This is a genomic window from Reinekea thalattae (assembly GCF_008041945.1).
GTDB classification, from domain to species: Bacteria; Pseudomonadota; Gammaproteobacteria; order Pseudomonadales; family Natronospirillaceae; genus Reinekea; species Reinekea thalattae.
In genome coordinates this window covers 322,771-348,802 of the sequence record NZ_VKAD01000002.1, presented here as the reverse complement: position 1 = coordinate 348,802, position 26,032 = coordinate 322,771, and the positions used below count along the sequence as shown (strand labels likewise).

Genomic DNA, 26,032 nt, shown 5'->3' with positions numbered 1-26,032 from the left:
CAATTTATCGTTTTTGCCATGCATTATTCTGATCGTGCTTTAACGTGAATCGGCGCAAACACCTCGTTCTGCACCAGATCAATCAGCGACTCTTTGGAAAGCTCCATAATCGCTAAAAATGTCACCACGACACCCATTCGACCTTCGTCTGTGTTGAATAGGTTAATAAATGGCACAAACGCCTTGCCTTGTAACTGCTCTAACACTTCCGACATTCGCGCTCGGGTCGATAGGGTTTCTTTATGAACCTCATGCTCTTCAAACATTTCAGCTCGGCCCATTACCTCTTTGAATGCTAGCATCACTTCCCGTAAGTCGACCTCAGGGTGAAGTTTTGGCCGTTCGTAATCGGGGCGCATCTCTTCGGCGGTAAACATATCGCGGCCAACACGTGGCATTTCATCGATATTTTCAGCTGCCTCTTTGAATTGTTCGTATTCCTGTAAGCGACGAATCAGCTCTGCTCTTGGATCGCCTTCTTCTTCCTCGCCTTCTGCAACTTGGCGTGGCAACAGCATGCGGCTTTTAATTTCGGCCAACATCGAGGCCATCACCAAATACTCTGCAGCTAACTCGAGCTGCATGTTGTTCATTAAGCCAATGTAATCCATATATTGGCGGGTAATTTCGAACACGTTGATGTTGAGAATATCGAGGTTTTGCTTACGAATTAAATAAAGTAGCAAATCGAGCGGCCCTTCGAAGGCATCGAGAAATACTTCTAGCGCATCCGGTGGAATGTACAGATCGATCGGGATCTGCGTCATGGCTTCGCCTTCGACAACAGCGAAAGGCATTTCCGACTGCTCAGCCGCAGCGCGCTCACGCAAAGCCTGCAAGGCTTTCTGCTTTGGCGTCAGCTTATCTTGCGGCACCGGAAGCTCTGCTGCATTAAACAGTTCAGAGGCTTTAGGTGTGGCATCATCGGCCGATGTTTCGGTGGGTTGGTTATCTTCTATCATAGGGTCGAGTTTACATGAACGGGGCGGTGTCGCCAGCGCCTTGCCTCACAACTTCAGGGACGCCTTCAAGCAAACTGACAACGGTTGATTCTTCAAAACCACAAAAGCCGCCATCGATGACCAAGTCTAAATCATGCTCTAAGACATCGCGGATGTAGTAAGGGTCGGCCAATGGTTCTTCTTCGTTCGGCAAAATTAACGAGGTTGATAACATCGGCTCGCCTAACTCTTGCAATAAATCTGCGGCAATCTGGTTGCTCAGCACACGCAAACCAATGGTTCGGCGTTTTGGGTGCAACAGTCTGCGTGGCACTTCACGCGTGGCTTCTAAAATAAAGGTATAGGGGCCGGGGGTGTTATTTTTGATCAAGCGAAAGGCGACGTTATCGACCTTGGCAAAGGTGGATAAGTCAGACAGGTCGCGACAAACCAAGGTTAAATTGTGCTTATCGTCGATCTGCCGAATACGACGAAGGCGGTCAATACCGTTTTTATCGCCCATCATGCAACCCAATGCATAGGCGGTATCGGTTGGGTAAGCGATGACGCCACCGCTACGTAAAATATCGACAGCCTGTTTGATTAAACGCGGCTGCGGGTTATCGGGGTGAATAACAAAAAATTGACTCATGTTGGCTCCCGCCAAGTACTCGATAGAATAGGCCGCTACTTTATCACAAATTGAACAACGGCAAAGCTTTCGTATGCGAAGCTTGAGACTCGCTTAACGCGCCAGTGCAACATCGCGCTGCAAGAGCCACTCTTTAACGCTGGTTACATGGTTCGGCCACATCGGATAGGTGCCGAGCTTGAGCCATTGGGTGTGCAAGTGGTGAAAATCACTACCACCGCTGACTAGCAAATCGTGCTCTTGCGCCTGCGCCACTAAAAACTTACTCATATCTGGGTGAATGCCAATGCAAGCGACTTCGATGCCACGGCCACCCGCTGCGCTGAAGTCTGCAATCAGCTCTCTGGCTTTGGTCCAAGTCAGTTTATAGCGATGCGGGTGAGCGATCACGGCGATACCGCCACACTGTTGAATAGCCGCAACAGCATCGATTAAATCTGGCCAGTGGCTTTTAACATCACCCAGCTGCCCCTGACCTAGCCAGCGTTTAAAAACAGCGGCTATATTTTTAGCCTGACCAGAGTCGACCAAATATTGAGCAATATGCGGGCGCGCTGGCGGCCCTGGTTCTGCCAGCTTGCGGATAGCGGCCTCATCAACGCTCAAGCCATTTTTTTGCAGTAAATAGACGATGCGCTGAAAACGCTTTTCGCGCCGCCGGTCATAGTCTTTCTCTATCGCCAGCCACTGCTCAGAATAAGCATCGATACCTAGACCAACAATATGCAAGGTGCGCTTGGCCCAGATACAGGAAAGCTCAGCAGCCGGATACAGGGTTAAATCCTCGGGCACTAGCTGATTATCAACGGCATGACGGTACCCAGCACAGGTATCGTGGTCGGTTAATGCCAAATGTTGCACACCATTTTGTTGAGCCAGTTGAAATAGTTCGGGTAATGAAAGCGAGCCATCCGAAAACCGGCTATGGCAATGCAATTCCCATTCGTGGGCGCAATTCGGTATCATGAACGATGCGAATCCTTAAGTGTCTTGTCCGATAAAAATAATCCACGAAAAGACCAGCTTAACGAGGTTTGCAATATGCGCTCAGGTTAACAAAAATATGGCCTTTGTGTTGCATTAAAGGCCTCTGGCCCTTAACTTATGCGCTATTAATGTTACTGGGTGCCTTTGACTAGGCGAAACAGCTTTTTATATAACCACTTATTCATAGGAAATATCCATGCCTTCCAGATCCGTCGTTAAACTGTTACTTGTCTTCTCACTGTTTTCTGCACCTATTGCGACGTTCGCAGAAACCGCTTGGTTAAGTGATGTATTATGGGTCAGCATTCGTTCAGAGCCATCCAGTTCTGGCCGTGTCCTAAAAGTCATTCAGTCGGGCACTCGCATGGAAGTTTTAGAAGCACCTGACGGCAGCAGCTACAGCCGTGTTCGAACCGATGCCGGCCTAGAAGGTTGGATTCCTCGTCGCTACTTGGCCAGTGAACAGACCAGTGCACTTAAGATTGCCAATATCGAAGCAGAGAAAAACCAGCTGCAAAACCAAATTGAAGATCTAGAGAAAAAGTACTCTGATCTACTGACCGACAAAGGCGACGTAAACGGCGAAATTTTAACCTTACGTACCGACAACGCCGAATTAACTAAAGAACTGAACCGTATTCGAGCGATCAGCAGTGATGCGATTGACCTTGATGCGCGTATCCAAGAAGTTTCAGAAGAAAACGCCAACCTAAAAAATGAAAACGATGTGTTAAAAGCCGAGAACCAATCATTGCGTGAATACAATGATAACCAGTGGTTATTGGCTGGCGGCGGTCTAATCATCCTAGGTATTATTCTGGGTGTTATCCTACCTCGCGTTGCGGGTAAAAAGCGTCGCGACAGCTGGTCTTAAGCCAGTTTTCTTGCTCGCTTTATCCTCCTGTTATTTAAAGAACGCCCATCAGGGCGTTCTTTAACCCCAAGCGAACATGCTACACTCTGTCCATTGATTATTTTGGAGACAACAAATGGTTATGGACACGACAAATGGCTTGGTCTGAAAAACCTATCGACAAACCTCACACCTTAGAAAATCTTGCCGACTTACTCAGCCAAGGCTTATTAGGCTCGATGTCGCGCTTTAGCCATTTCCAAATTGTGGAATGGTGCAGCCAATTTGTTGAACACTACGACCTCAGCAACAGCGAAGAATTTCATATCAGTCCAGCCGATGCGATCTGTCTTGCTGATGATGTCATCGTACAGTGGGAGCTATACTTAGCCAGCCAATACACCCTTGATGATCTCAACCGCTTCTCACTAAACGATATCGTGTTACCCAAAACCTTCTTTGAAGATTGGCTCAATCGCTTTTTAGCACTGCCAACACAACACTAGAGCACCACCTGCGGCATGAAAAAAGCACAACTGAGTTTTACCGACGACGGCACTCCCTGCTCAACCGAATTTGGCGACTCTTACTTTTCTAAGGGCGAAGGCGTTGCCGAAACCGAGTTTGTTTTTTTACAGCAAAATCAATTAGAGCAGCGCTTTGCTCAGCTAGCGCCACAACAAAACTTCACCATCGCAGAAACCGGCTTTGGCACGGGTTTAAGCTTTATGCTCGCTTGGCAGCTATTTTTACAGAGTGCCAGCAAGCACAGCCGACTCACCTTTATTAGCTGTGAAAAATACCCAATCGATAAACACCAACTGGCTCAAATCCACCAGCAATGGCCACAATTGGCAGCCTTAAGTGAGCAGTTACTGGCTCAATACCCGCCATCGCTCGAGGGCTTTCACCTGTTAGAGTTTGGCCAAGTGCGGCTACTGTTGATGTATGGCGATGCTCAGCAGGTTTACAGCGAACTCTCTGCCAGTGTTGATGCTTGGTTTTTAGACGGCTTTAGTCCAGCGCTGAATGCCGATATGTGGCAGCCAGCCTTATTCCAACAGATCAACCGATTAAGCAAAAAAGGCACAACGGCGGCAACCTTTACCGCGGCTCGTATCGTTAAAGATGGCTTGATGGGCGCGGGCTTTAAACTCACTCGCAGCCAAGGTTATGGCCGTAAACGTCATAAGTTGCGTGGTGATTTTATTGGCATTTGCGGTGCAACCACTCAGCAAGGCTGGCCAAGCTCAGAACTGCCAATCCACACTCGAATAAACTCCGGCCAGCAATGTGTTGCCGTCATTGGTGCTGGCATCGCCGGTATTTGTACGGCAGTAGAATTAGTCAAACGAGGCTGCCAAGTCACACTGTTTGAAAAACAGAGCCAAGCCGCTACTGGCGGTTCTGGCAATTTACAGGGCGCCGTTTACGCCAAGCTTTCAGCCAAGTTAAACGATGCCAGCCAGTTTTACAGCCAAGCGTTAATCATCGCTCAACGCGCACTAGCAAGCCTTCCTGAAACGGTTCCTCATCAGGTGAGTGGGTTAGTCCAGCTGGCGCATAACGATGCCGAACTAAAAAAGCTTAACGCCTTTTTAAGCGGTGATATTCCGAGTGAATTGGCCGAGGTAAAAACCGCCGCTGAACTTTCTGAACTAACTGGCGTAGCAATTGAAAACCCCGGCTTATGGTTTGCCAACGGCGGCTGGCTTTCGCCCAGCGCGCTGATTCAGCACTACATTGTCGAACACTCAATCGAGCTAAAAACCAACACAGAAATTATCCAGTTGGCGCAACAGAATAAGCAGTGGACATTAACCAGCGCCGATAAAACAGAATACCGGTTCGATCAGGTGGTTATCGCAACGGCGGTCGATGCATTGAAGTTTAAACAAAGTGCTCATCTTCCGATCAACAAGATTGCAGGCCAAGTCAGCTATCTAAAAACCACCGAACAGACAAAACAGCTGCGCGCCGTGATTTGCAGCGACCGCTACATTATGCCCAACCATAACGAGCAAGTTATTTTGGGTAGCACCTTCCGTTTAAAAAGCGATGATATTTCTGTCACGGAACAGGATCACCAGCAGAACCTTAGCGCGCTGGATGCTCGATTGCCTGCACTGAATCTAGCAGAACAACAACCTACCGGTGGGCGAGCAGGCGTGCGTTGCACATCACCAGATTATCTACCGTTAGTCGGAAGCCTTTGTGACGCAGAATTGTTTGAGCAGCAGTTTCAAACCTCTGTACAGCGCAAACTGACTCACCGCCAAGCCCCAATGCCGCAGTTGGATGGTTTGTGGCTAAATATTGCTCACGGCTCAAAGGGTTTATGCAGCGCGCCATACTGCGGAAAAATATTGGCCGCATTAATGACAGGCGAGCCAGTTCCATTGCAAGCCTCGTTAATAAACAAGCTCAGCCCAAACCGGTTTCAGGTTCGCAACATGATGCGCGCACAACGTCAGGCTACAAAGTAACCACCCACTAGCCATCAATAATGGTTTCGGCGTAGTCACTGGCACCTTCTGCATCCGCTTTTAAATAGGCTTCAATGGCTTGCTCTAAGGTTGAATAATAATTCGCACTGGCTCTGTCGCCATCATCAATTAATTTCGCGGCCTGATAAATCTTTACGGCTGCGTTTAATAATTCATCATCGGCATCCAGAACGGAGTCGGTAGCTTTAAAATTGGTTATGTAGCTGTCGGTTAATTTAAGGTATTGAAACGATTCGGTATCTGCTGTAGCCGCAATTGGTTCAATCTCTGAGCCTTCGTTAAAGTCGTTCCAGGTTTCAATAACTACCCAGTCGATACTGATATCTTCGGTTGCTATGTCTTGCTGCCATTCATTATTAAAGGTATCGATCAGTTGCCAAGTGTTATCGTAAATCGCGCCATCAGCTCGGTCGATCCATCGGCCGGCATAATCATCGCCGTACCAATTCACTTGCCGATCATCAAAACCAGGCCAAACACCGGCAACGATAAATTCTTGTTTATTATCGGTTAAATAGTCTGCCGAGGTTCGATAAAACCAATCAAGATAAACCTCGCCCCAGTCGGAGCCATCGTCTGCAAAGCCTTTCACCCAAGGGTAAAAAGCATTCATATTAATTTCATCGGCAACGGCGCTGGTATCGATATCGTTTTGCACCAGAATAACTTCATCCTCGCCAAACACCTGATCGGCAATGCTGCGATATTGCGCTGGCGTTAGGTTGTTATATGCCCAAATAAAAATAACCGGCTTGCCATTTTTATGAAGGTAAGTGGTGTAATTATCGATAAGTTCTGCAATATATTCGAACTCTTGCTGAGCCAGCGCTTCGGTTTTATCTTGATCGTCAATACTTGCGGAGATGTGATAAGCAAAATCAGGATACACTGCGCGAACACGCTCCAATGATTCCATAAAAATCGACAAGGCATCTTTGTCGTAATCGGTACGAATGTTAATCATCGCACCATCCACACCGACCGCGGCTGAAAGCAAAATATGATAAAGCTGCGTCGCCCAAGATTGTGAATCGTACTCGCCGACCAAGGCTTCATTCACCGTACCATGCGACCAATGGCGACTAGGCTCTTGCGCGTAGTTTTCATCGGCAAACCAAGGTAAGTAATGGATCAATACCTGCTTCTCGGCATCTGTCGCAACACCAATGACAACCTTATCGTCGTCATTAACACTCGTACAGGCAGAAACAAAAAGGGCCAGCAAAGCGCTGACCCAAACTGACATCATTTTCATTTTAACGCCAACATTTGGAAAACAGTTAGCTCTAAGTTTGGCTTATTGCTGGCAATATTGCACAGCAATTTGCGCCCCTAAACGGGCGTTATTGAGCACCAACTGAATATTGCTGGCAAGGCTATCGCCACCGGTTAATTCGGCAACCCGAGCCAGTAAGAACGGCGTCGACTGTTTACCTGTAATGCCCTGCTCTTCCGCCTCAGCTAACGCCTGCTCTACTGCAGCAGTAATCTTTTCGGTCGGCATAGCGTACTGCTCTGGAATAGGATTGGCGATGACAACGCCGCCCTCTAAACCCATTTGCCATTTAGCCGCTAAAAATTGCGCCACCTGCTCTGGGCTATCTTGGCGGTAATCGATGCTGTGCTCACTGCTGCGAGTATAAAAAGCTGGCAGGCTATCGGTTTGGTAACCCAACACTGGCACACCTAAGGTTTCTAAATATTCACGCGTCAGCGCTAAATCTAAAATCGATTTTGCACCAGCACAGACAACCGCGACACTGGTTTGCCCAAGCTCTTGCAAGTCAGCCGAGATATCAAAACTTTGTTGCGCGCCGCGATGTACGCCACCAATGCCGCCGGTAGCAAATACTTTAATACCGGCCATTTGCGCGATAATCATGGTTGCGGCAACAGTCGTTGCTCCCATCTTTTTATTGGCAACAACAAAGGGTAAGTCTCGACGTGAACACTTAGTCACCGCCAAACCCTCTTTGGCTAGCGCATCGATTTCTTGTTCACTCAGGCCAACTTTTAGCCGACCATTAATGATCGCAATGGTCGCCGGTGTAGCACCACTTTCACGTACCGTCTGCTCAACGAGCTTGGCGGTTTCGGCATTTTCTGGCCACGGCATACCGTGAGAAATAATAGTGCTTTCCAATGCAACGACTGGCTTATTTTGCGCTAAAGCTTCAGCAACAGTTGGGTGGATATCTAAATACTTATTCATTTGAGTGGCTTTCCAATTCGGTTAAAGGGAATTCGGTGGTGGTTAAAAAGTCTGCAAATCGCTGGCAAACATAGGTCTCGGTTAATAGTGTTGAAACCGCATCTTTCGATTCCAGCGTGGCGACAGCACAAGCAATGGCAAAGCCAAGGCGTGGCTTGATCTGTTCCGTCAATTTAAGGCTATGCACGTAGCCGGCAATCAACGCATCGCCGGCGCCGGTATCACTGGCTATTTGGCAAGCCGGCACCGACTGTAGGTACTTATGCTCGGCGTCACCGTACATTACACCCTGCTCGGCTAGGCTCAGCAAAACCGAACCGACGCCTTGCGCCAGCAATTCATCAATTAGCTGCTCAACGCTGCTGCTGTCGGTTTCTGGTTTCTTCAAAATCGCTAATGCTTCAAAGCGATTCACTTTAAGCACATCGATTTTTGCCAATAAAGGAATTAACCGAGGCGCCTTCGCCGCAGAAACGGCATCGGCAATAATGGGAGCAGAAAGCTTTTGCTGTGCAAGCCAGCTTAACGTTTCTGGGAGTAAATTGGCTTCGACCACAAGAGTCGTTGCGGCCTGTAGCCGAGGCAGTTTATCCGCCAGCAAGGCTGGTGTGAGTTGATCAATAATCGCCATATCGGCAATCGCACCAACTAATTCGCCCTGCTCATTATTCATCGCTAAATAGCTGCTGGTAGCAAAATCAGGGTGCTGGATGATGTCGTCGGTGCTAATACCGACTTCTCGGGCATGCTCGATTAAAAACCGACCTCGATGGTCGTGACCCACCAAACTCAACATGGAAACATCGTTGCCGAGCCGAGCTAAATTTTCGGCGATATTACGACCCACGCCACCGGCGCTTTGGTTAACCACGCCGGGGTTTGAATCGCCCATGCGGAAATTGGCGGTACTGGTACCGGTTAAATCGACATTGGCACCGCCTAGCACCACGATATTGTTGGCATTTGGCAGAATATAGCCCTTACCAAGAATAGCGCCCTTTTGCGTCAACCGAGAAATATAGCCCGCTACCGACTCGCGTGATAACTGCAACGCTGCGGCCAACTCCTGCTGAGTTGCCATCGGTTGCTGCTTGATAGCGGTGAGAATCTTACGTTCTAAATCATTCATAACAAAAGTTACCTTGATTAACTTTTGTTAGATTACGCCATTAACTAGGCCAGTGCAACCAGGCCTATTTTGCGATTAAGGCAGTGACTCTAAAGCATACGAATGAAGCGTTTAATAGCTAAGAAGTGGTTAATGATTTTCTCTGCACGTAAAGCCATACCGCACCAAAACTCGACAGAGCTATCATTATTAACAACATCCAATTAAAGCCCAAAAACTCAGCCACAGCGCCCATAAAAAATGCCCCCACAGCAGGTCCGCCCAGCGCGATCATGATCCAAATACTCATCACTCGGCCTCGGATATCATCCGGTGTTGATAGCTGAATAGAGATCTGAGCACCAGTACCGATAAGCGTCATTAACAAACTAATTAAGCACACCAAGGCGGCCAACAGCACCACTGGCGGCCTTAATAAGATTGGCAACAGCGCCAGTGCCGACAATAACATCGCCATCATGATCAACCCGGTTAGGTGTTGGCGATCGCCCTGCTGTTTTGAAATAAAAAATGCGCCCAAAATAGAGCCAGCGCCGGAACAGGCTGTCAGCACGGCTAAATCGTGAGCATCACCACTGGTGAAGGTACCCGATAGTGCAGGCAGTAATTCCAGTAACGCTCGACCAACCTGGCTGTTGATTAACGTCATTAACAACATTAATAAAATAAAGCTGGAGCGATAGGCAAACCTAAAACCACCGATTAAATCTTCTAACTTACTTTGTTGATGCTCACGCTCAGCAGCTGGTAAGTCATTTAACTGAGCATTAAAAAAAACAGCTGTAGCAAAAAATAATGCCGCAATAAGGAATATCATTTCTGCATTAAGCACGGTTAACAGCGCAGCCGCACAGGCGGGTGCTAAGACTCGGGATGAATTAAATAACATAGCGCCCAAACCTACTGCATTTGGCAACACCTGCTTATCGACTAATCGGGGAATAAGTGACAGACGAAGCGGTGACCCGGCAGACGCGATACAACCAAAGCTAAAAGCAATCACCAGTAAGCTAATCAATGACGGCTGGAACAGGCTATAAAATAAAAAAGCGACAAAGGCGACTACCGACTGACAACCAAGCCAGAGCATCAATCCCTTTTTTAAATTTATTCGATCCGTAACCACACCAAACAGTGGCGTAATAAATAACGTCGGCACCAGTAAAGCTGCGCTGATAATACCGACCCAAAAAAACGATTCCGTTTGCTTCCAGATTAACCAGCCGAACATGAATCGCCCCATCCAAACAGCTAGGCTAGAAAAAGCCGTGGCGATAAAATACAGCCTAAACTGAGGCTGTTTAAGTGCCGAAGAATCAAATAATTTCTGGAAAACTTTAGCGCTGAGCATAGCCATAAACTTTTTATTCACTGTGGTTAATTATTGTATTCTGTAGTGCGTAGAGTATCACAAAGTGGATTTTGACTCGCTGCTTATCATTCAAGCTTAGGCTTCTGGTTTGTTTAAGCCCTTTCGTAATCTATTGATATTATCGTCCAATACTTTTCGTTGTCGCCTGCTTTAACCAGCACCTCGTCATCAACTGACTTACCTAACAGGGCGCGGGCCATTGGCGAATCGATAGAGATGTAATCTTTACGATCAAATATTTCGTCGTAACCGACAATTCGAAACTTCAACCGTTCTTCTTGTTCGCTTTCAACCTCAACCCAAGCAGAGAAAAAAACTTTACCTTCTTGCTCTGGTGAATAATCGACAACTTTTAGCCGCTCAATACTCTTGCGTAAATAACGCACTCGTCGATCGATTTCGCGCAGCTTTTTTTTGTTATATTGGTAATCAGCGTTTTCCGAGCGATCGCCTAAGCTTGCTGCCCAAGTCACTTTCTTAGTGATTTCTGGGCGTTCTTCACGCCATAAAAAATCCAATTCTTTTTTCAGGGCTTCGAAGCCCTGCCGAGTAATGATGGCCGTTCTCAATGATATTCCTTGTCTCTTGCTTCTTGTTTTTTAACGCTAGATGCTTGCTACTTAATAATGGCTCACAAGCAAAAAAATAAGGTCCCGTTTGCCTACAAAAATAAAAGGCTATTAATGCTATAGTAGAAACGCTTTTTGACCTAATGAATCGACCTATTTTTAACCCTATTAATAAGCTATTGGAATAGTAATGCACTCTCCAAAACAAAAAATTGTTGTCTTTAGCGGCGCCGGCGTTAGCGCTGAAAGCGGTATCCAAACCTTTAGAGATGCCGATGGTTTATGGCATAACCACAATGTTCAGGATATCTGCTCGATTGAGGGTTGGTATAGGAACCCTGAATTGGTCTTGGACTTTTATAACCAGCGCCGTAAAGACATTGAACAGGCGAAACCGAACGCGGCGCATTATGCCATTGCCGAGCTCGAACAGCAGTACGATGTTACGGTAATCACCCAAAATATCGACGATTTGCACGAACGGGCCGGTTCCAGTCGAGTCTGGCATGTACACGGTGAAGCGACTAAAGCGCGCAGCAGTTTAGATGAAATGGATATTATCGATATTGGCTACAAGCCAATTCAGTTGGGCGACTTCTGTTCGCTCGGCTCACAATTGCGACCGCATATTGTTTGGTTTGGCGAGTCGGTATTTTTTATCCCGCAAGCCTGCGAGCAATTTAACCAAGCCGATAAAATATTGGTCGTGGGCACATCATTGCAAGTATTCCCGGTGGCTGGCTTGGTCAATGAGGCTTCAGACAAGGCCGAGAAAGTGATCGTCAGCCTAGAGCTTGAGCAGGTGCCAAACGGCTATCAATTTATTCAGCAACCGGCCGCCTCGGCAGTACCTAAGGTAGTACAGCAATGGTTGAGCAAACCCAACAGCTAAACCATTTTTTTCAATAGACTGCCGATAAAGGCAATGGCCTGTTCTCGCTTCGGTGTCCAATTATTAGAGAAACTGAGCCGGAAACAGTTTTGATACAGGCCAGAAACCGAGAACAGCTCGCCTGGCGCTAGGTGTATATCCTGCTCACGACACATATAGTAAAGCTCAGTGGCATCGACACTTCTGGGCATTTCAAACCAAGCCACCAAGCCACCCTTTGCTGAACTGACTCGCATACTTTCAGGGAAATGCTCTCGCGCCAGCTCTAGCAAGCGAATATAACGCTGATGATAGGTGGCACGAGCATGTCGCAAGTGGCGGTCGTACAGGCCTTTCTTCATGACTTCGGCGGTAACTAATTGTGGCAATGTAGGCGATGAAATTTCACTGACAAATTTTTGCTGCAACACTTCGTCGTAATAACGACCCGGCGCAATCCAGCCAACACGTAAATGCGGATCCATGGTTTTGGAAACCGACGAACACCAAAGCACGCGACCATCAGGATCTATCGACTTTAATGCCTTAGAGCGTCGACCTTCGAACTGAAGATCACCATAAATATCATCTTCGATAATGGGCACGTCGTAGCGTTGCGCCAATTGGATCAACAGCCGCTTTTTTTCCATCGGAATAATGCAACCTAGCGGATTAGAAAAAGCCGGTATGGTTAAGATCGCCTTGATCGGCCAACGCTGCATGGCCAGCGTTAATGCATCGACACTGATGCCGGTCGCCGGATCGGTTGGAATCTCAATCGCCTTAAGGCCAAAGCCTTCAATCATCTGCAACAGGCCAAAATAACAAGGCGACTCGACTGCGACAATGTCACCCGTTTGCGTCAAGGCTTTAAGCGCTTGAGCAATGGCGTTTTGCGCGCCGCCGGTCGTGATAATGGCATCTGGCGAGATATGCAAGCCAGCATCCACAGCACGACGTGCAATCTGTTGACGCAGCGTTAACAGGCCCTCAGGAATGTCGTAGCCATTACCAAACGAGCTCGGGTAACGCGACAGCTTGGTAAAGGTTCGCTTGACAATATCGGCAATGGGGAACTCTAAATCTGGAATCGCGGCGCTGAGCACAACGCCATCACTGGCCGCTGCACCACGCTGAACTGCCATAGCTAATTCTGCCACAGTGACCGCACGAGGTGAGGTTTTTGCACGCGACTTTTTTGGCATGCTCAATGGCTCAACGGCGGCCCGTTTAACAAAATAACCGGATTTAGGCCGAGCTTCCGCCCAACCCTGTTCTTCTAAGATGGCGTAGGCAGCACTGACCGTTGCAATACTGACCTGCTCACTTTTGGCCAAAGCTCGAACCGAGGGTAAACGGTCACCCACTGGGTGTACGCCATCCTTAATATGATTGATCAGCTGTTCCGCCAATTGCACATAAAGCAGGGTGTCATTTTTTTCCATTAGGCCTCCATCTGTTTAGGTCCGTTCGGCAAATATTAGAGAAATACCGTAACAGATTACAGCAAATTATCGCCAAAAAACCGTAACAGAACCAATCTGTACTGGTTAAACTTTAAACTTTCTGAATCTGTACCGCAACAAGGGTAAAACCTATGATATGTCCAACCTAAACAAACAAGGAGGAACAACCATGGCGACTTATCAACTTAAAGCTTCATTCACAACCGAGTACGCGGGTTTACCTCGTACTCTCAACGTTAGCAAATGGCGTCGTAACTATGTCACGCGTAAGCACCTATCGACATTAACCAGCGCACAGCTAAAAGATATTGGTTTGAGTGAAACACAAGTTAAAAATGAGCTAGCAAAGCCATTTTGGAAATAAGCTATCTTTAGCAACTGATCATCTAGACATTAGGCAGCAGCCTTGCTGCCTAATCTATCAATAAAGCTTTCACCCTCTATAGCCTTTCAGCTTTTACCCTCAAAAGAAGCTCCCTTTAAAACTGCCGCTACAAAAGCCCTGTTAAAAACCAGCCACTAAAAGCCCGCTGTTTTACAGTCAAGCGCTGCGCTACTAACCCCTCGCAATAGGATTGCGTTTAGTCATTGCACTAACGACCATTTCACCTTAATGTCCTGCCCCTAAAATGAGTTGGACAGTTATGGCAATTATCACCCTAGTTCTCGGCGGCATTAAGTCCGGAAAATCCAAAACCGGCATGAACTGCATCGAGCAAATTACCGATCAACCCTGCATCATCGCGACCGCTCGTCGAACCGACGGTGAAATGGGCCAGCGTATCGATCAGCACATAGCTGAGCGTGGCGAACACTGGCAATGCATTGAAGCGCCATTGGCATTAGCTGACGCCTTAACCGCCAGCCAAGGCCCGGTTTTAGTCGACTGCCTTGGCACATGGGTCACCAATCTTTTGATCGAACAGCCAGATCAATTGCAGGCAGAAATCGATAAGCTATTATCCGCCCTTATTCAACGCACAGACGATACAGTTTTGATCAGTAATGAATCTGGCTTAGGTGTGATCGGTATTGATAAGATCACTCGGCAATTTGTTGATCAGCTCGGGTTATTGAATCAAGCCATCGCAAGCCATGCTCAGCGCGTCTGTTTTTGCGTTGCCGGCATAGAAAATTGGCTTAAAGATACCGATTGAATCCGCTAGCAATCACAACAAGCCGTACTGGTTTATTGTTTAATCGCTCATTTCTTATTCATCTACTTTTGAAATATTAATTTTTAAAATATTAACCGTATCTAAAATATTAACAGTATCAATGGAACCGTCATGAACCAGCCTGAATTGAAGCAACAACTGCAACACAAAATTGACAACCTGACCAAACCACCTGGCTCGTTAGGCATGATTGAACAACTTGCCGCGCAAATTGGCATGATCCAAAACACCACTGAGCCAAAAGTTGATAAGCCGCAAGCCTTTGTTTTTGGCGCTGACCACGGTGTTTGCGCTGAAGGCGTTACCGCCTTCCCTCAAATTGTGACCGAGCAAATGCTGGCCAACTTTGCCGCTGGCGGCGCAGCCATGAGCGTATTCTGTAAAACCAACGCGATACCGCTAAAAATTATCAACATGGGCATTGTCAACGAACAGGCGCGCTGGGAAAACGTACAGCATTCAGCGATTGCGCCCGGCACAAAAAACTTCCGCCACGAAGCTGCGATGACAGAACAGCAATGCCTCGACGCCATTGCCGTTGGTGAAAACGAAGCCAAGCAAGCGGTTGCCAACGGTGCGAACCTATTAATTGTTGGCGAAATGGGCATTGGTAACAGCTCTAGCTCATCGGCGTTGCTATCTGCCCTGCACGGTTTAAGCGCAACCGCAACTGTCGGCGCGGGCGCAGGCTCTACCACCGGCCAGCAATCACTAAAAATTGAAGCCATCGACCAAGCATTAGCACGCTGCAAAGGCAAAACACCGCTGGCTATTTTGGCGGAAGTTGGTGGTTTCGAAATCGCAGCAATGGCCGGTGTGATGCTGCAAGCACGTAGCCTAAATGTTCCAGTGATGATCGATGGTTTTATCGCTGGAGCTGCAGCGCTATTCGCCGAAGCACACCAGCCGGGCAGCAAAGACTATTGGATTTTCAGCCATTCTTCGGCAGAGCAGGCGCACGTTAAAATGCTGGCTATCCTCGAAGCAACACCTTTGCTGCAATTGAACTTGCGTCTTGGCGAAGGTTCCGGCTCTGCGCTGGCTTATCCTCTGGTCAAATGCGCCGCTGCGATGATTAACGACATGGCCTCTTTTGAGTCCGCTGGCGTTGCGCCAAATGATGCGTGAGTTCTTTTTAGCACTGGGCTTCTTTACTCGAATCCCAGTGCCAAGCCACCCCAATTACAGCGACGAGGCGATGCGCCGCAGCGCGATCTATTACCCTCTGGTCGGCATCGTTGTCGGCGCAGTTATGGCGCTGGTCTACTACCTCGCAAACATGCTGTTTTCGGTTCCATTGTCGGTACTGCTAGCTCTGTGCTCTGGCTTTTTAGTCACCGGTGGCTTTCACGAAGATGGCTGGGCCGATACGTTCGATGGCTTAGGCGGCGCCTTTCAGCGCGATAAAAAACTCGAAATCATGACCGACTCACGCCTAGGCACTTACGGCAGTTTGGCGTTGTGGGCCATTCTCACTTTAAAAACTTTCTGCCTAATAGAGTTGTTACCCCAAACCGGCATTATTAGCTTAATAGTGGTGCACGGGCTAAGCCGCTGGTCATCGATGACCGCGATGGTTTACGGCACCTATGTGCGCGTGGGTCAAAGTAAATCCAAACCGGTAGTTTCTCACATGTCTGCTTGGCGCTGGCTAGTAGCAGGCCTATTTGTTGTGCCTACACTGTACTTTGTGCCGCTAGCAGTGGCGATCGCTCTGGTTGTTGGTTCAATCGTGGTGGCGTTCGTTTGGCTAGCATTATTGAAGCAACAGATTGGCGGCTACACTGGTGATACCTTAGGCGCTTGCCAGCAGTTAGCAGAAGTTTGCCTGTATTTTATCTGGCTTGGTTTTTTGGCCCAATGATCTACTTGGTTCGCCACGATCAGGTTAACGCCAAGGGTCAATGCTATGGCCAGAGCGACCTTGAAACAGCGGTAGATTACACCACCAGCGCTGAAAAACTTATTTGCCAGTTACCGGCAAACCCAGACTACATTGTCACTAGCCCATTAAAACGCTGCGCTCAATTAGCTCTGGCTTGTTTTCCCCAGCAGCACATTGACATAAACGATGAATTAAAAGAGCTTAATTTTGGCGACTGGGAACTGAAGCGTTGGGACGACATTGAACGCAGCCAAATCGATCAATGGTCGGCCACGCCAACAAATTTTCAATTCCCGAACGGCGAGAGCCTCGCTCAATTCGACCAGCGCGTGCAACAGATGTATCACGCCTTACAGCAGCAAACGGGTGATTGCTGCGTGTTTACTCATGCCGGTGTGATTCGCCGAATGCTAGCACTGCACGCTGATGAGCCATGGCAAGACTGGCTGCAACAGCCGGTACCGTTTGCCAGCGTGACACCGCTTGCTTAAACCGATCAGAACAATTCTTAGCCATACGGACAAATTCTGGTAGAATCGCTCGCCCATTCGATATGACCGACACAAAACTGGAGCAATACTTCACGATGAACCGCCTTTTTGTAGATAACCTCACCGTACTCGACTTTAGCTACTTTCACCCCAAACGTGGTGTTGTCGGCGAGAGCTGGATCGTAGACGTTGAACTGGTCGGCGAACTCAACGATGAAGGCATGGTATTCGACTTTGGTCATGTCAAAAAACTGCTCAAACAAGCACTCGATAATGGCATGGACCACACTCTAGTCGTGCCAACGCAACTGGCCGGTGTTGAAGTCATTCATCATGCCGACAGCGACATGATCGAAATACGTTATCACAACAGCGACAACGCTCTGGCTTTTGCCTACCAAAGCCCGCGCGATGCCGTCTATTTAGTCGATGCTGAACAGGTCAGCATCGCGACTGCGCTGCCATTGCTGCAAAACCACCTAAACAGCTTAGTGCCAAGTAACGTAAAACAGGTCAGCCTTAAGTTACGTGCCGAAAACATCGACGCTGCGTTTTATCACTATTCTCATGGCTTAAAAAAGCATCTTGGCGACTGCCAACGTATTTGTCACGGCCACCGATCGCGTGTCGAAATATTCCGCAATGGCAAGCGTGACTTCGATGTCGAGCAAGAATGGGCGCAACGCTTCTGCGATATTTACCTGATTACCGAAGACGACCTGCTGCCTTCTGAACACCAAGGCCTCACCCACGTTGGTTACGATGCCGAACAAGGCCGCTTTGACGTATGGCTCAACCCTAAGCAGTGTTACAACATGAATTCCGACACCACGGTAGAGTTAATTGGCAGCCACATTTGCGACCAATTAAAATTAGAATCACCCAACGACCATTGGCTAGTACGAGCTTTTGAGGGCGTACAAAAAGGCTCCATTGCCGAGCGCTAAAAAGCCAATGGCAACCGCTAACAAGCAGTAATACTTGTTTGACAAGAGTGGTATACTGGCGACGATTTTAGCTAACCGAAATGGAACCTCAATGTCGTTGGTATTACACAACAGCCTGTCGGGCAAAAAAGAACCCTTTACGCCGATTGATCCTAACCGCATCACACTTTATGTTTGCGGCCCTACGGTTTACAACTACATCCATCTCGGCAACGGCCGCTCGGCGACAGTGTTTGATTTGCTTTATCGTCTGCTCTGCGAGCTCTACCCAACTGTCGTGTTTGCTCGAAACTTCACCGATGTCGACGACAAAATCAACGCCGCTGCCAAAGAACAGGGCGTCGATATTTCCGACATTACCGGCCAATTCATTCAAGCCTACGACGAAGATATGGCGGCACTCGGTAACCTAGAGCCATCGCTTAAGCCGCGAGCAACTGAACACATCGACGACATCATCAAAACCGTCAGCGCTCTGATTGAGCGAGGCTTTGCTTACGAGTCTGAAGGCCATGTTTTATTCTCTGTTGGTGCAATGCCCGACTACGGCAAACTCTCCAAACGCAACATCGACGATATGATCGCTGGCGCTCGGGTTGAAGTTGCCAGCTACAAAAAGAATCCGATGGATTTCGTGTTATGGAAACCCTCTACCGATGACCTACCCGGTTGGCAAAGCCCTTGGGGTGTCGGTCGGCCTGGTTGGCACATTGAATGTACTGCGATGATTCAAGCTCACTTAGGCGAGACTATCGACATTCACGGCGGCGGTTCCGATCTAATATTCCCGCATCACGAAAACGAATTAGCCCAAGGCTCCTGCTGCTCAGACCATTCTGGTGGTTATGCCAACTATTGGGTGCACAACGCCATGCTCGATATTGAAGGCGAGAAGATGTCGAAATCACTTGGCAACTTTATTGTGCTGCGTGACATGCTCGCTCAACAACCGCACGAATTAGTACGAGTCGCGTTACTGAGTGCGCATTACCGCTCCAATATGAATTGGTCTGAACAGCTTATTCACCAGAGCCGATCATTACTCGACCGGCTTTATACCATTAAGCGCGACAGCCAAAACATTGCTACCAGCAAGGTTGAGAACTTTATCGAATTGCCATTTGCGCAAATGCTATTGGATGACTTGAACACACCAAAAGCCTTTGCCGTACTGCATGAATTGACCAATCAATTTTTTAAAGCCAGTGACGACAGCGAAAAAGCTCAACTGAAAAGTGAAATCAACGCCATTTGCGACTTTTTAAATATTGCACAGCTTGACGCTAATGATTGGTTTCAAGGCCAAGCAAGCGACGATGCCATCAGCGCCGAACAGGTCGAGGCATTAATAGAAGAACGCAAGCAGGCGAAGAAAAATAAAGACTTTGCTCGCGCCGATGCTATTCGTGAAGAGTTACTCGAACGAGGTGTTGAAATTAAAGATACCCGCGAAGGTACACTCTGGTCGCGAATAGCTTAGTGAGTTATCCATGAAAGGGTTGCTAATATTTTTGGTGAAGTTTTATCGCTTAGTGATTAGCCCAATGCTTGGGCCACGCTGCCGCTATTACCCAACCTGTTCAGAATACGCACTGATTGCGTTGCAACATCACGGCGCATGGAAAGGATCTATACTGGCGACAAAAAGAATATTCCGTTGCCACCCCGGATGCCAAGGCGGTTTCGACCCAGTACCGGGCGTACCGCTCGAAGATGGCTCGCAAACGCAGGAAACAGAAACGTCAGATTCAGAGGAAAACCAAGATGCTCATCGATAAACAACTGCTGACTTTTTTAGTCTGCCCAGTCACCAAAGCACCTTTGCAAATCGATAATGAAAAACAGGAATTAATCTCCACCGCAGCCAAGCTGGCGTATCCGGTTCGCGATGGTATTCCAGTGATGTTGGAAGACGAAGCTCGCGCTTTAACTCAAGATGAATTCGAAGCCTGGCACGCAAAAAAATCGTCTTAAGTTGCGACCTATTTTAAGCTCATAATAAAAAAGCCGTTAATAAATAACGGCTTTTTCTATTTTCTCAATCACGTTCTATCAGTTATTTTTCAACTCTTCTTCGGTAATTTCTCTACCTAAAATAACCTTGTCATCTGTCAAATCTTTAATCCAGTAGTAGACTGTCATTCTATCTCCAACAGTTACTGTAAGATAATCGATAAAATATTCATGACCGCCAACATAAGAGGCCTGCTTAATGCGTAAATCTTTCCCTTTAATTGACCCGGTCAAATAGTGATCACCCTCTGAAAGTAAAAGTGAGTCCAGTCCTTTTCTGAATAGCATTTTAAAAATGCCAACTTTGCGATCACCGTCAACTTTCCATATCGTTAAGCCGTCGGCCACTTTAACGATTGCTACGTTATTATCATCAGCAACATCAATTGCTGTTGGTGTATAAGAGTCTTTAAGCTCGCCCGCATGGTAAGAGGTTGAGCTACAACCAACGATAAATATAGCAAACACGATTACTGCAAACAGTTTAATTTTATTCATCTATCTTCCTTTTAATTTAACCAAGTCCCATTAGCCAGTACACTTAACAAACCAGCACGACACTTCAAACCACTTATTTGTATCTAATTAGTACACTGAAAATTAGCTAGTAAATGAGTTCAATATCTAGATAACGTCAGACTATTAACTAACACATTCAAATATTACCTAGATCTTCTACATAAAATAGCATGTACTATTTTTAGTCAAGCATACTAAATCACATCTTAAAGTAGTTTTTATTAAACCTTCATTTTTTATTTACCTATTCAGCAGGTCCAATCGGTATCTGAGCATCCTGCTTTAGGTGCACGGTTTGTGTTGGGAAGGCAAATTCTGCTCCGTGACGCTGAATGATGTCGATTACCTTAAGCATGACATCCTGTTTGATTTCATGATACTCAATCCAATTGGTGGTCTTGGTAAAGGTATAAATAAAGAAATCGATCGATGAGGCAGCAAAGGCATTGATGTTCACGATCAGGGTTTGGTTGGTATCGATATCTTTATGCTGCAAAAGCATGGCTTTTACATCTTTAACAATGGCTTCGACTTTAGCCGCATCGTCATACCTGACGCCAATCGCCTCGTAGATACGTCGGTTGGTCATACGTGATGGGTTTTCAACTGAAATACTGGCAAAGGTTGCGTTGGGTACATAGAGCGGTCGTTTATCGAAAGTTCGAATACAGGTAAGACGCCAACCGATGTGCTCGACAGTTCCTTCGATTTCTTGGTCGGGCGAACGAATCCAATCGCCAACACGAAACGGTTGGTCCATGTAGATCATCAAGCCACCAAAAAAATTCGACAGTAAGTCTTTGGCGGCAAAACCAACCGCAATACCACCGATACCACCAAAGGCTAAGATACCTGAGACACTGAAACCCAGCGACTGCAACACCACCAGCGAGGTAGTGATGATTACCGATAAACGTAACAGTTTTCCAAGAGCGGATGCTGTAGTTGGGTCCATCGGTTTTTCGAGAAAATCAGGCCATTGCACCGCCTTTTCAAATTGACGTACCAAGCGAACCGCAAACCAAGCGAGAATAACGATAAAGGAGACTTCGCGGATCGGGTCAATCACATCAAAAATAGGCTCATTGGAGACGCGGCGCACAATACTGGCGGCTAATAAGATGCCTTCAACCCAGACAAAGACGCGAACCGGTTTACGCGCCGTATAAATCAACATATCATCAAAGTAGGTTGAGGTTTGCTTTGCTTTCTCAGCCCATCGGTCGAACAGCTTACGCATAAAATAATTAGCAAACAGGGTTGCTAAAACGACCGCAAATACATGGATAACCCAGTTATATTGAGCACCTATTTCAATATACGATACCAGCGTTTGCCAGTAACCCGACACTACATCCATTCTTTTCTCCTACAGGACTATCAATGTATTTAATCATAAAACACCTACACATGACTGTGGCATTGATCTCGATTGTTGGCTTTATTATTCGTGGGCCATTGGCGATCAATCAACACCCTATCATGAATAAAAAATGGCTTAAAATAGCGCCTCATGTAAACGACACTATTTTATTGGCAGCTGCCATCTACCTTGCAGCAACACTGCACCTACACCCATTCAATAGCCCTTTTATTCTGGCTAAGGTCATCGCTCTTATCGTTTATATTGTGCTCGGAGCTATGGTGATTAAACGTCGTGGCAGCAAAGCGATGCAATGGACGAACTATCTACTCGCCATTCTTTGTTTTGGCTATATTTTAGGCATTGCCTTTAGTAAGGATCTGTTGTTTTTTATTGGCTAACAAAACAGTGACGGTATAAAAATTAAGCCGCAAACCTACTATTAGCCGATTAGCATTCATTGTTTAATCGGCGCTTATCTTTATCTTGCCACAGCGTTCACAGCGGTAACGGTTCACTAGCTTACCCTGTTTGCTATCGAACTGGGTGTTCGACTCCAGCAGCCACTTATGACGAGCACTGCGGCACAATGTATTGCCTGCCGCCTGCTTTTTTTGTTTCGCTTTTTTAAAGGCTTGTAACGAGCGCACCTCAGCCATTGGACTCATCCTATTTCTATTAAGGCCTAGCCAAGTTAATACGGCATCGCCAAATTAGTACGGCATCGCCAAAATTGCACATATAGTATCTAATGATCTATATCGCCTAATCAGGTATACCACCTAATAATGCATGCCGCGCTAGTTTTAGCTAACCAATAATAACGATCTAAACTCGTGCCACCAAGTGCTGTAAAAGCAAATAAATAAATTAGCCAGAAAGATGCCTCTATAAAACCGAATGCGTATAATGGCGGCTCTTTCACCCTTTCTGCGGTATCTGTCATGCTCGATGCAAAATCCCTCGCGGTACTTCAATCTCTAAAATCAGACATCAAAGCAAGCAAAGAAGTCTTTACTGGCACCATTAAAGGCACCAGTAAATCCTTTGGCTTTGTCGTCACCGACAGCGGCGATGAGCATTTTGTAGCGCCCGATCAAATGAGCAAAGCATTTCCTGGCGATGTCGTCACCTTCAGCCTCGTTGAGCAAGATGGCGGTAAAAGTAAGGCCGAGTTGGAATCGCTGGTGCGTTCTGAGTTTGTCGACTTCACTGGTGTGTTTGTTATACGCGGCAAGGCTCAAGGCGTAGAACCATTCAACGATAGATTTTCTGGCTGGCTGTTTGTGCCACCAAAACAGACCGGCAACGCTGAACACAATAGCCTAGTAACGGCAAAAGTGACGCGCCACCCGTGGGAGAGCGGCAAAGCGCAGGCTGAAGTGACAGCAATATTGGGTCATGCCGATAACAACCGCTCTTGGTACAGCGTAGCGTTAAACGAATACCAAGTACCTGAGAGCTTTAGCGAACAAGAGTTAGCCGCCGCAGAAGCACTGCTCAACAAAGGCTTTGAGGCAGGAGCTTGCGAAGCCAGTACCGAATATCAAGATTTAACGACCCTACCCTTTGTCACCATCGACGCAGAAACAACCCTCGATATGGACGATGCACTCTATGCCGAAAAAACCGCTGACGGCTGGCAACTGTGGGTCGCTATTGCCGATGCTGCTTACTTTATTGAACCAGACTCCATACTCGACAAGGCAGCCCGCTTACGCTTAAACACCACCTACTTACCCGGTTTAACCTTGCCAATGTTGCCGGACGAGCTCTCAAATAATGCGATCTCTCTGGTTGCAGGCAAGCCACGCCAAGCGATGGTGTTTAAACTGACCGTTGATCAGAACGGTGCGGTTAATGCTTTTGATGTTCAACAGGCAAACATCATTAACCACGCAAAACTCAGCTATCAACAGCTCAGCGGTTTTCTCGATCAACAATTGCCACTGTCGGATAACGCAGACATTGCAGCGCTAGCACCACAACTGCAAACACTGGCTGAAGCAACTGCGGCATTGGCTAGCTGGCGACAACAGCACGCAACACCGCCGATTGATCGACCGGACTATCGTATTAGGGTAGACGCCGATTTTAATGTGACCCATATCGACATTGAACACCGCAGTAGCGCTCGGGCGTTGGTCGAAGAAGCGATGGTGGCTACCAATCATCAGGTTGCGGTTTGGCTACAGCAAGACGATGCGCTGTTTATGACTCACAAAGGTTTTAAAGCAGATCGGGAGAGCGAACTAAAAGGCTTACTGCGCGAATATGCGCCGAGTGTTGCCGAGCTGGACGCCAGTGAGCTGGAAAACTTCGTCACCATTATCAACAACGCACAACAGCATGCAGACTTTCCATTAGCCAGCTTGCTGCAAAAACGCTTCGATCGCAGCCAATGGCAAAAAAATGCCCAACCTCATTTTGGCTTGGGCTTAAGCTGCTACACCAATGCGACCTCGCCGATTCGTAAATACAGCGACCTTAGCATTCACCGGCTGATTAAAGCCAAGCTAGCGCAAAAGCCAGTCAGTAGCGACGAACAGTTGCTTGAAAGCTTAAACGAGAGAGGCTCAGTTTCTCGGCAAGTCAGTCGTAAAGTGGAAACGCGCTTACGGCATCAGTGGCTTAAAAAGCAAACTGCCGAGCAGTATTCTGCCGTTGTGGTACACATCAATGCTAACGGCTTGAGCGTTGAACTCAATGATTGCGGCACTCGCGGTTTTGTTGATCTGCGCAAGCACAAACCCAAGTTCAGCTACGACCCTTTAAGAATGCTGCTGAAAAATGAGCAGCAAGAATATCGTTTAGGCATGCCTGTGCAAGTAAGTATTAGCCAACTAAGCGACGACAGCCTACAACTCGCTCTGGTTGAAACGCCTGTCGCCGATTAAAGCATTTAAGGCGCCGATAACGCCGCCACCAAGGTGGTGACGTTATGGCGCATTAATTCTAGGTAACTGGCGGCTGGGCCGTCGGCTTCAGACAAAGAGCCTGAATAAAGCGTACCGCCGATGCTCGCGCCAGTCTCTTTGGCGACCTGATTCATCAACCGCGGGTCGCTAATATTTTCCAAGAAAATTGCCGCAGCCTCTGTATTACGCACTTCACGAATGAGCCGACTCAGATCGCCTGCGGCGACTTCAGATTCGGTGCTCACACCCTGCACGCTGATAAATTGAAAGCCATAATCAACGGCCAAATAGGCAAAGGCATCGTGCGAAGTAATGACGCGTAAGCGCTCTGGCGGCAACTGCGCCACCAAGGCGTGTAACTCTTGGTCTAACTGTTCAGCGCGTACTAAAAAGTCGTCCAAGCGCTGCTGATAATAATCCTGGTGCTCCGGATCTGCCGTCATCAGGCCCTGAGCGATGGCTTTGGCGTACTGCATACCATTTTGCAAACTGTGCCAAGCATGCGGGTCTATAGTGCCATGCTGATGAATATGTCCCATCGGCATCACCTGTACCGATTCTTCAGCGTTGCCGTGCAATAGGTGAATACCATTCGTTGCGACAACCTTAATGCCATTAAAACGAGCCGACGACTCTAATCGCTCAATCCAACCTTCAAAGCCAAGCCCATTAATCACCAACAGGTCGGCATAGGTGATCTGTTTAGCGTCCATTGGCCGCGCGCGGTAAACATGCGTATCGCCATTGACGCCAACTATCGACGTCACTTCAACTCGTTCGCCACCAACCTGCTCTGCGATATCAGCCAAAATAGAAAAGCTAGCAACCACCTTAACGCGCTCGTCATCCGCAAAACTGACGCTCGAACTCAGCACAGCAAATACCGCGACCAACAAAAGCGTTAACAGCCGCATCGCCGCTTTCGCTGTAACGCTTACCCCAATCACCATAAAACCTTTAACTAAACTATTCATAACACCATTCAACAAGCCAACGATTACTTAAATCACCAAACTGCGCACTCTTCACTTATCAAACCACTAATAACCTTGGACCTTTAACAGCTTTAAACCGACAATCGTTTTAAACCGGCAATAGTGGCAAGGAATTAGGTTTTGATAATCGCGCATGATGATATAAAATATCATTTTATTACAAA

28 protein-coding genes are annotated in these 26,032 nt (G+C 47.4%); 15 read left to right on the top strand and 13 right to left on the bottom strand.

Annotation, left to right across the window (positions count from 1 at the left end; genetic code table 11):
* Nucleotides 1-23 precede the first annotated feature (23 nt).
* The 3 genes from FME95_RS11965 to FME95_RS11955 form a co-directional block, all read right to left on the bottom strand.
* Nucleotides 24-962, bottom strand: coding sequence for a segregation/condensation protein A (locus FME95_RS11965; RefSeq protein WP_187265525.1), 939 nt, complete (start codon nt 960-962; stop codon nt 24-26).
* 10 nt (nt 963-972) lie between these two features.
* Nucleotides 973-1,593 carry an L-threonylcarbamoyladenylate synthase gene (locus FME95_RS11960; protein WP_147714717.1) on the bottom strand — a complete coding sequence of 207 codons (621 nt, stop codon included), beginning with the start codon at nt 1,591-1,593 and terminating at the stop codon, nt 973-975.
* A gap of 93 nt (nt 1,594-1,686) precedes the next feature.
* On the bottom strand, nt 1,687-2,559 hold the full coding sequence (locus tag FME95_RS11955) for a PHP domain-containing protein (protein ID WP_147714716.1): 873 nt from the start codon (nt 2,557-2,559) through the stop codon (nt 1,687-1,689).
* A gap of 217 nt (nt 2,560-2,776) precedes the next feature.
* Here FME95_RS11955 and FME95_RS11950 point away from each other — a divergent pair, with 217 nt between their 5' ends.
* The 3 genes from FME95_RS11950 (at nt 2,777) to mnmC (ending at nt 5,919) form a co-directional block, all read left to right on the top strand.
* On the top strand, nt 2,777-3,454 hold the full coding sequence (locus FME95_RS11950; protein ID WP_147714715.1) for a TIGR04211 family SH3 domain-containing protein: 678 nt from the start codon (nt 2,777-2,779) through the stop codon (nt 3,452-3,454).
* Between the two features lie 134 nt (nt 3,455-3,588).
* On the top strand, nt 3,589-3,939 hold the full coding sequence (locus FME95_RS11945; RefSeq protein WP_147714714.1) for a hypothetical protein: 351 nt from the start codon (nt 3,589-3,591) through the stop codon (nt 3,937-3,939).
* A gap of 15 nt (nt 3,940-3,954) precedes the next feature.
* A complete protein-coding gene (gene mnmC / locus FME95_RS11940; protein ID WP_147714713.1) occupies nt 3,955-5,919 on the top strand; it encodes a bifunctional tRNA (5-methylaminomethyl-2-thiouridine)(34)-methyltransferase MnmC2/FAD-dependent 5-carboxymethylaminomethyl-2-thiouridine(34) oxidoreductase MnmC1 in 1,965 nt (654 codons plus the stop codon).
* Between the two features lie 7 nt (nt 5,920-5,926).
* On the opposite strand, the gene FME95_RS11935 is transcribed toward mnmC, so the two are convergent.
* From FME95_RS11935 to greB, 5 genes are all read right to left on the bottom strand, one after another.
* Entirely contained in the window at nt 5,927-7,195 is a 1,269-nt protein-coding gene (locus FME95_RS11935; protein ID WP_147714712.1) for a glycoside hydrolase family 71/99 protein, read from the bottom strand.
* Nucleotides 7,196-7,237: 42 nt separating this feature from the next.
* Nucleotides 7,238-8,152: a pseudouridine-5'-phosphate glycosidase gene (locus FME95_RS11930; RefSeq protein ID WP_147714711.1), complete on the bottom strand. Its 915-nt coding sequence runs from the start codon at nt 8,150-8,152 to the stop codon at nt 7,238-7,240.
* Nucleotides 8,145-9,281: a carbohydrate kinase gene (locus FME95_RS11925; protein WP_147714710.1), complete on the bottom strand. Its 1,137-nt coding sequence runs from the start codon at nt 9,279-9,281 to the stop codon at nt 8,145-8,147. The genes FME95_RS11930 and FME95_RS11925 overlap by 8 nt, the downstream gene beginning before the upstream one ends.
* Before the next feature lie 118 nt (nt 9,282-9,399).
* A complete protein-coding gene (locus tag FME95_RS11920) occupies nt 9,400-10,632 on the bottom strand; it encodes an MFS transporter (RefSeq protein WP_187265524.1) in 1,233 nt (410 codons plus the stop codon).
* Nucleotides 10,633-10,745: 113 nt separating this feature from the next.
* Nucleotides 10,746-11,222, bottom strand: coding sequence for a transcription elongation factor GreB (gene greB / locus FME95_RS11915; RefSeq protein WP_147714708.1), 477 nt, complete (start codon nt 11,220-11,222; stop codon nt 10,746-10,748).
* Between the two features lie 190 nt (nt 11,223-11,412).
* Here greB and FME95_RS11910 point away from each other — a divergent pair, with 190 nt between their 5' ends.
* Complete coding sequence (locus FME95_RS11910) at nt 11,413-12,114, top strand: SIR2 family NAD-dependent protein deacylase (RefSeq protein WP_147714707.1); 702 nt, start codon at nt 11,413-11,415, stop codon at nt 12,112-12,114.
* Here FME95_RS11910 and FME95_RS11905 read toward each other — a convergent pair.
* Nucleotides 12,111-13,538, bottom strand: a complete 1,428-nt coding sequence (locus tag FME95_RS11905) for an aminotransferase-like domain-containing protein (protein WP_147714706.1) — start codon at nt 13,536-13,538, stop codon at nt 12,111-12,113. The two genes, FME95_RS11910 and FME95_RS11905, sit on opposite strands and share 4 nt — an antisense overlap.
* 190 nt (nt 13,539-13,728) lie before the next feature.
* Here FME95_RS11905 and FME95_RS11900 point away from each other — a divergent pair, with 190 nt between their 5' ends.
* The 9 genes from FME95_RS11900 to FME95_RS11860 all read left to right on the top strand — a co-directional run bounded on the left by FME95_RS11900 (nt 13,729) and on the right by FME95_RS11860 (nt 20,034).
* The gene (locus tag FME95_RS11900; protein WP_187265523.1) at nt 13,729-13,923 is read left to right on the top strand and encodes a DUF1127 domain-containing protein; all 195 of its coding nucleotides are present in this window, start codon (nt 13,729-13,731) and stop codon (nt 13,921-13,923) included.
* Nucleotides 13,924-14,203: 280 nt separating this feature from the next.
* Nucleotides 14,204-14,716: a bifunctional adenosylcobinamide kinase/adenosylcobinamide-phosphate guanylyltransferase gene (gene cobU, locus FME95_RS11895; protein WP_187265522.1), complete on the top strand. Its 513-nt coding sequence runs from the start codon at nt 14,204-14,206 to the stop codon at nt 14,714-14,716.
* Nucleotides 14,717-14,848: 132 nt separating this feature from the next.
* Entirely contained in the window at nt 14,849-15,865 is a 1,017-nt protein-coding gene (gene cobT, locus FME95_RS11890) for a nicotinate-nucleotide--dimethylbenzimidazole phosphoribosyltransferase (protein WP_147714703.1), read from the top strand.
* The gene (cobS, locus tag FME95_RS11885; protein WP_147714702.1) at nt 15,855-16,601 is read left to right on the top strand and encodes an adenosylcobinamide-GDP ribazoletransferase; all 747 of its coding nucleotides are present in this window, start codon (nt 15,855-15,857) and stop codon (nt 16,599-16,601) included. Before cobT ends, cobS begins: the two co-directional genes overlap by 11 nt.
* The gene (locus tag FME95_RS11880; RefSeq protein ID WP_187265521.1) at nt 16,598-17,113 is read left to right on the top strand and encodes a histidine phosphatase family protein; all 516 of its coding nucleotides are present in this window, start codon (nt 16,598-16,600) and stop codon (nt 17,111-17,113) included. The genes cobS and FME95_RS11880 overlap by 4 nt, the downstream gene beginning before the upstream one ends.
* A complete protein-coding gene (locus FME95_RS11875; RefSeq protein WP_246109370.1) occupies nt 17,056-18,060 on the top strand; it encodes a 6-pyruvoyl trahydropterin synthase family protein in 1,005 nt (334 codons plus the stop codon). Before FME95_RS11880 ends, FME95_RS11875 begins: the two co-directional genes overlap by 58 nt.
* Nucleotides 18,061-18,151: 91 nt before the next feature.
* Complete coding sequence (gene cysS, locus FME95_RS11870; protein WP_147714699.1) at nt 18,152-19,540, top strand: cysteine--tRNA ligase; 1,389 nt, start codon at nt 18,152-18,154, stop codon at nt 19,538-19,540.
* A 10-nt stretch (nt 19,541-19,550) separates the two neighbouring features.
* Entirely contained in the window at nt 19,551-19,838 is a 288-nt protein-coding gene (gene yidD, locus FME95_RS11865) for a membrane protein insertion efficiency factor YidD (RefSeq protein ID WP_147714698.1), read from the top strand.
* The gene (locus FME95_RS11860; RefSeq protein WP_425468228.1) at nt 19,825-20,034 is read left to right on the top strand and encodes a Trm112 family protein; all 210 of its coding nucleotides are present in this window, start codon (nt 19,825-19,827) and stop codon (nt 20,032-20,034) included. Before yidD ends, FME95_RS11860 begins: the two co-directional genes overlap by 14 nt.
* Nucleotides 20,035-20,112: 78 nt before the next feature.
* On the opposite strand, the gene FME95_RS11855 is transcribed toward FME95_RS11860, so the two are convergent.
* Together FME95_RS11855 and FME95_RS11850 are read right to left on the bottom strand one after the other, a co-directional pair.
* Nucleotides 20,113-20,571 (bottom strand): hypothetical protein, encoded by a 459-nt coding sequence (locus FME95_RS11855; RefSeq protein ID WP_147714697.1) that lies wholly within the window; start codon nt 20,569-20,571, stop codon nt 20,113-20,115.
* Between the two features lie 265 nt (nt 20,572-20,836).
* Entirely contained in the window at nt 20,837-21,952 is a 1,116-nt protein-coding gene (locus FME95_RS11850; protein ID WP_147714696.1) for a mechanosensitive ion channel family protein, read from the bottom strand.
* Between the two features lie 23 nt (nt 21,953-21,975).
* Between FME95_RS11850 and FME95_RS11845 the strand changes: the two genes are divergently transcribed.
* The gene (locus tag FME95_RS11845; RefSeq protein WP_147714695.1) at nt 21,976-22,356 is read left to right on the top strand and encodes a SirB2 family protein; all 381 of its coding nucleotides are present in this window, start codon (nt 21,976-21,978) and stop codon (nt 22,354-22,356) included.
* A gap of 63 nt (nt 22,357-22,419) precedes the next feature.
* Here FME95_RS11845 and FME95_RS11840 read toward each other — a convergent pair whose 3' ends face one another.
* Nucleotides 22,420-22,614, bottom strand: a complete 195-nt coding sequence (locus FME95_RS11840) for a hypothetical protein (protein WP_147714694.1) — start codon at nt 22,612-22,614, stop codon at nt 22,420-22,422.
* Between the two features lie 285 nt (nt 22,615-22,899).
* Here FME95_RS11840 and FME95_RS11835 point away from each other — a divergent pair, with 285 nt between their 5' ends.
* Complete coding sequence (locus FME95_RS11835; protein ID WP_147714693.1) at nt 22,900-24,852, top strand: VacB/RNase II family 3'-5' exoribonuclease; 1,953 nt, start codon at nt 22,900-22,902, stop codon at nt 24,850-24,852.
* 5 nt (nt 24,853-24,857) lie between these two features.
* On the opposite strand, the gene FME95_RS11830 is transcribed toward FME95_RS11835, so the two are convergent.
* Entirely contained in the window at nt 24,858-25,847 is a 990-nt protein-coding gene (locus tag FME95_RS11830) for a metal ABC transporter solute-binding protein, Zn/Mn family (RefSeq protein WP_147714692.1), read from the bottom strand.
* Nucleotides 25,848-26,032: the final 185 nt, after the last annotated feature.

Coding starts and splice junctions, on each gene's coding strand:
- FME95_RS11910 (WP_147714707.1), top strand. CDS start 11,413: ATGCACTCTCCAAAACAAAAAATTGTTGTCTTTAGCGGCGCCGGCGTT.
- FME95_RS11935 (WP_147714712.1), bottom strand. CDS start 7,195: ATGAAAATGATGTCAGTTTGGGTCAGCGCTTTGCTGGCCCTTTTTGTT.
- FME95_RS11880 (WP_187265521.1), top strand. CDS start 16,598: ATGATCTACTTGGTTCGCCACGATCAGGTTAACGCCAAGGGTCAATGC.
- FME95_RS11955 (WP_147714716.1), bottom strand. CDS start 2,559: ATGATACCGAATTGCGCCCACGAATGGGAATTGCATTGCCATAGCCGG.
- FME95_RS11900 (WP_187265523.1), top strand. CDS start 13,729: ATGGCGACTTATCAACTTAAAGCTTCATTCACAACCGAGTACGCGGGT.
- FME95_RS11920 (WP_187265524.1), bottom strand. CDS start 10,632: ATGCTCAGCGCTAAAGTTTTCCAGAAATTATTTGATTCTTCGGCACTT.
- yidD (WP_147714698.1), top strand. CDS start 19,551: ATGAAAGGGTTGCTAATATTTTTGGTGAAGTTTTATCGCTTAGTGATT.
- FME95_RS11845 (WP_147714695.1), top strand. CDS start 21,976: ATGTATTTAATCATAAAACACCTACACATGACTGTGGCATTGATCTCG.
- cobS (WP_147714702.1), top strand. CDS start 15,855: ATGATGCGTGAGTTCTTTTTAGCACTGGGCTTCTTTACTCGAATCCCA.
- cobU (WP_187265522.1), top strand. CDS start 14,204: ATGGCAATTATCACCCTAGTTCTCGGCGGCATTAAGTCCGGAAAATCC.
- FME95_RS11965 (WP_187265525.1), bottom strand. CDS start 962: ATGATAGAAGATAACCAACCCACCGAAACATCGGCCGATGATGCCACA.
- FME95_RS11905 (WP_147714706.1), bottom strand. CDS start 13,538: ATGGAAAAAAATGACACCCTGCTTTATGTGCAATTGGCGGAACAGCTG.
- FME95_RS11835 (WP_147714693.1), top strand. CDS start 22,900: ATGCTCGATGCAAAATCCCTCGCGGTACTTCAATCTCTAAAATCAGAC.
- FME95_RS11840 (WP_147714694.1), bottom strand. CDS start 22,614: ATGGCTGAGGTGCGCTCGTTACAAGCCTTTAAAAAAGCGAAACAAAAA.
- cysS (WP_147714699.1), top strand. CDS start 18,152: ATGTCGTTGGTATTACACAACAGCCTGTCGGGCAAAAAAGAACCCTTT.
- FME95_RS11850 (WP_147714696.1), bottom strand. CDS start 21,952: ATGGATGTAGTGTCGGGTTACTGGCAAACGCTGGTATCGTATATTGAA.
- FME95_RS11830 (WP_147714692.1), bottom strand. CDS start 25,847: ATGAATAGTTTAGTTAAAGGTTTTATGGTGATTGGGGTAAGCGTTACA.
- FME95_RS11855 (WP_147714697.1), bottom strand. CDS start 20,571: ATGAATAAAATTAAACTGTTTGCAGTAATCGTGTTTGCTATATTTATC.
- FME95_RS11860 (WP_425468228.1), top strand. CDS start 19,825: ATGCTCATCGATAAACAACTGCTGACTTTTTTAGTCTGCCCAGTCACC.
- cobT (WP_147714703.1), top strand. CDS start 14,849: ATGAACCAGCCTGAATTGAAGCAACAACTGCAACACAAAATTGACAAC.
- FME95_RS11875 (WP_246109370.1), top strand. CDS start 17,056: ATGGCAAGACTGGCTGCAACAGCCGGTACCGTTTGCCAGCGTGACACC.
- FME95_RS11950 (WP_147714715.1), top strand. CDS start 2,777: ATGCCTTCCAGATCCGTCGTTAAACTGTTACTTGTCTTCTCACTGTTT.
- FME95_RS11945 (WP_147714714.1), top strand. CDS start 3,589: ATGGCTTGGTCTGAAAAACCTATCGACAAACCTCACACCTTAGAAAAT.
- FME95_RS11960 (WP_147714717.1), bottom strand. CDS start 1,593: ATGAGTCAATTTTTTGTTATTCACCCCGATAACCCGCAGCCGCGTTTA.
- FME95_RS11930 (WP_147714711.1), bottom strand. CDS start 8,152: ATGAATAAGTATTTAGATATCCACCCAACTGTTGCTGAAGCTTTAGCG.
- FME95_RS11925 (WP_147714710.1), bottom strand. CDS start 9,281: ATGAATGATTTAGAACGTAAGATTCTCACCGCTATCAAGCAGCAACCG.
- mnmC (WP_147714713.1), top strand. CDS start 3,955: ATGAAAAAAGCACAACTGAGTTTTACCGACGACGGCACTCCCTGCTCA.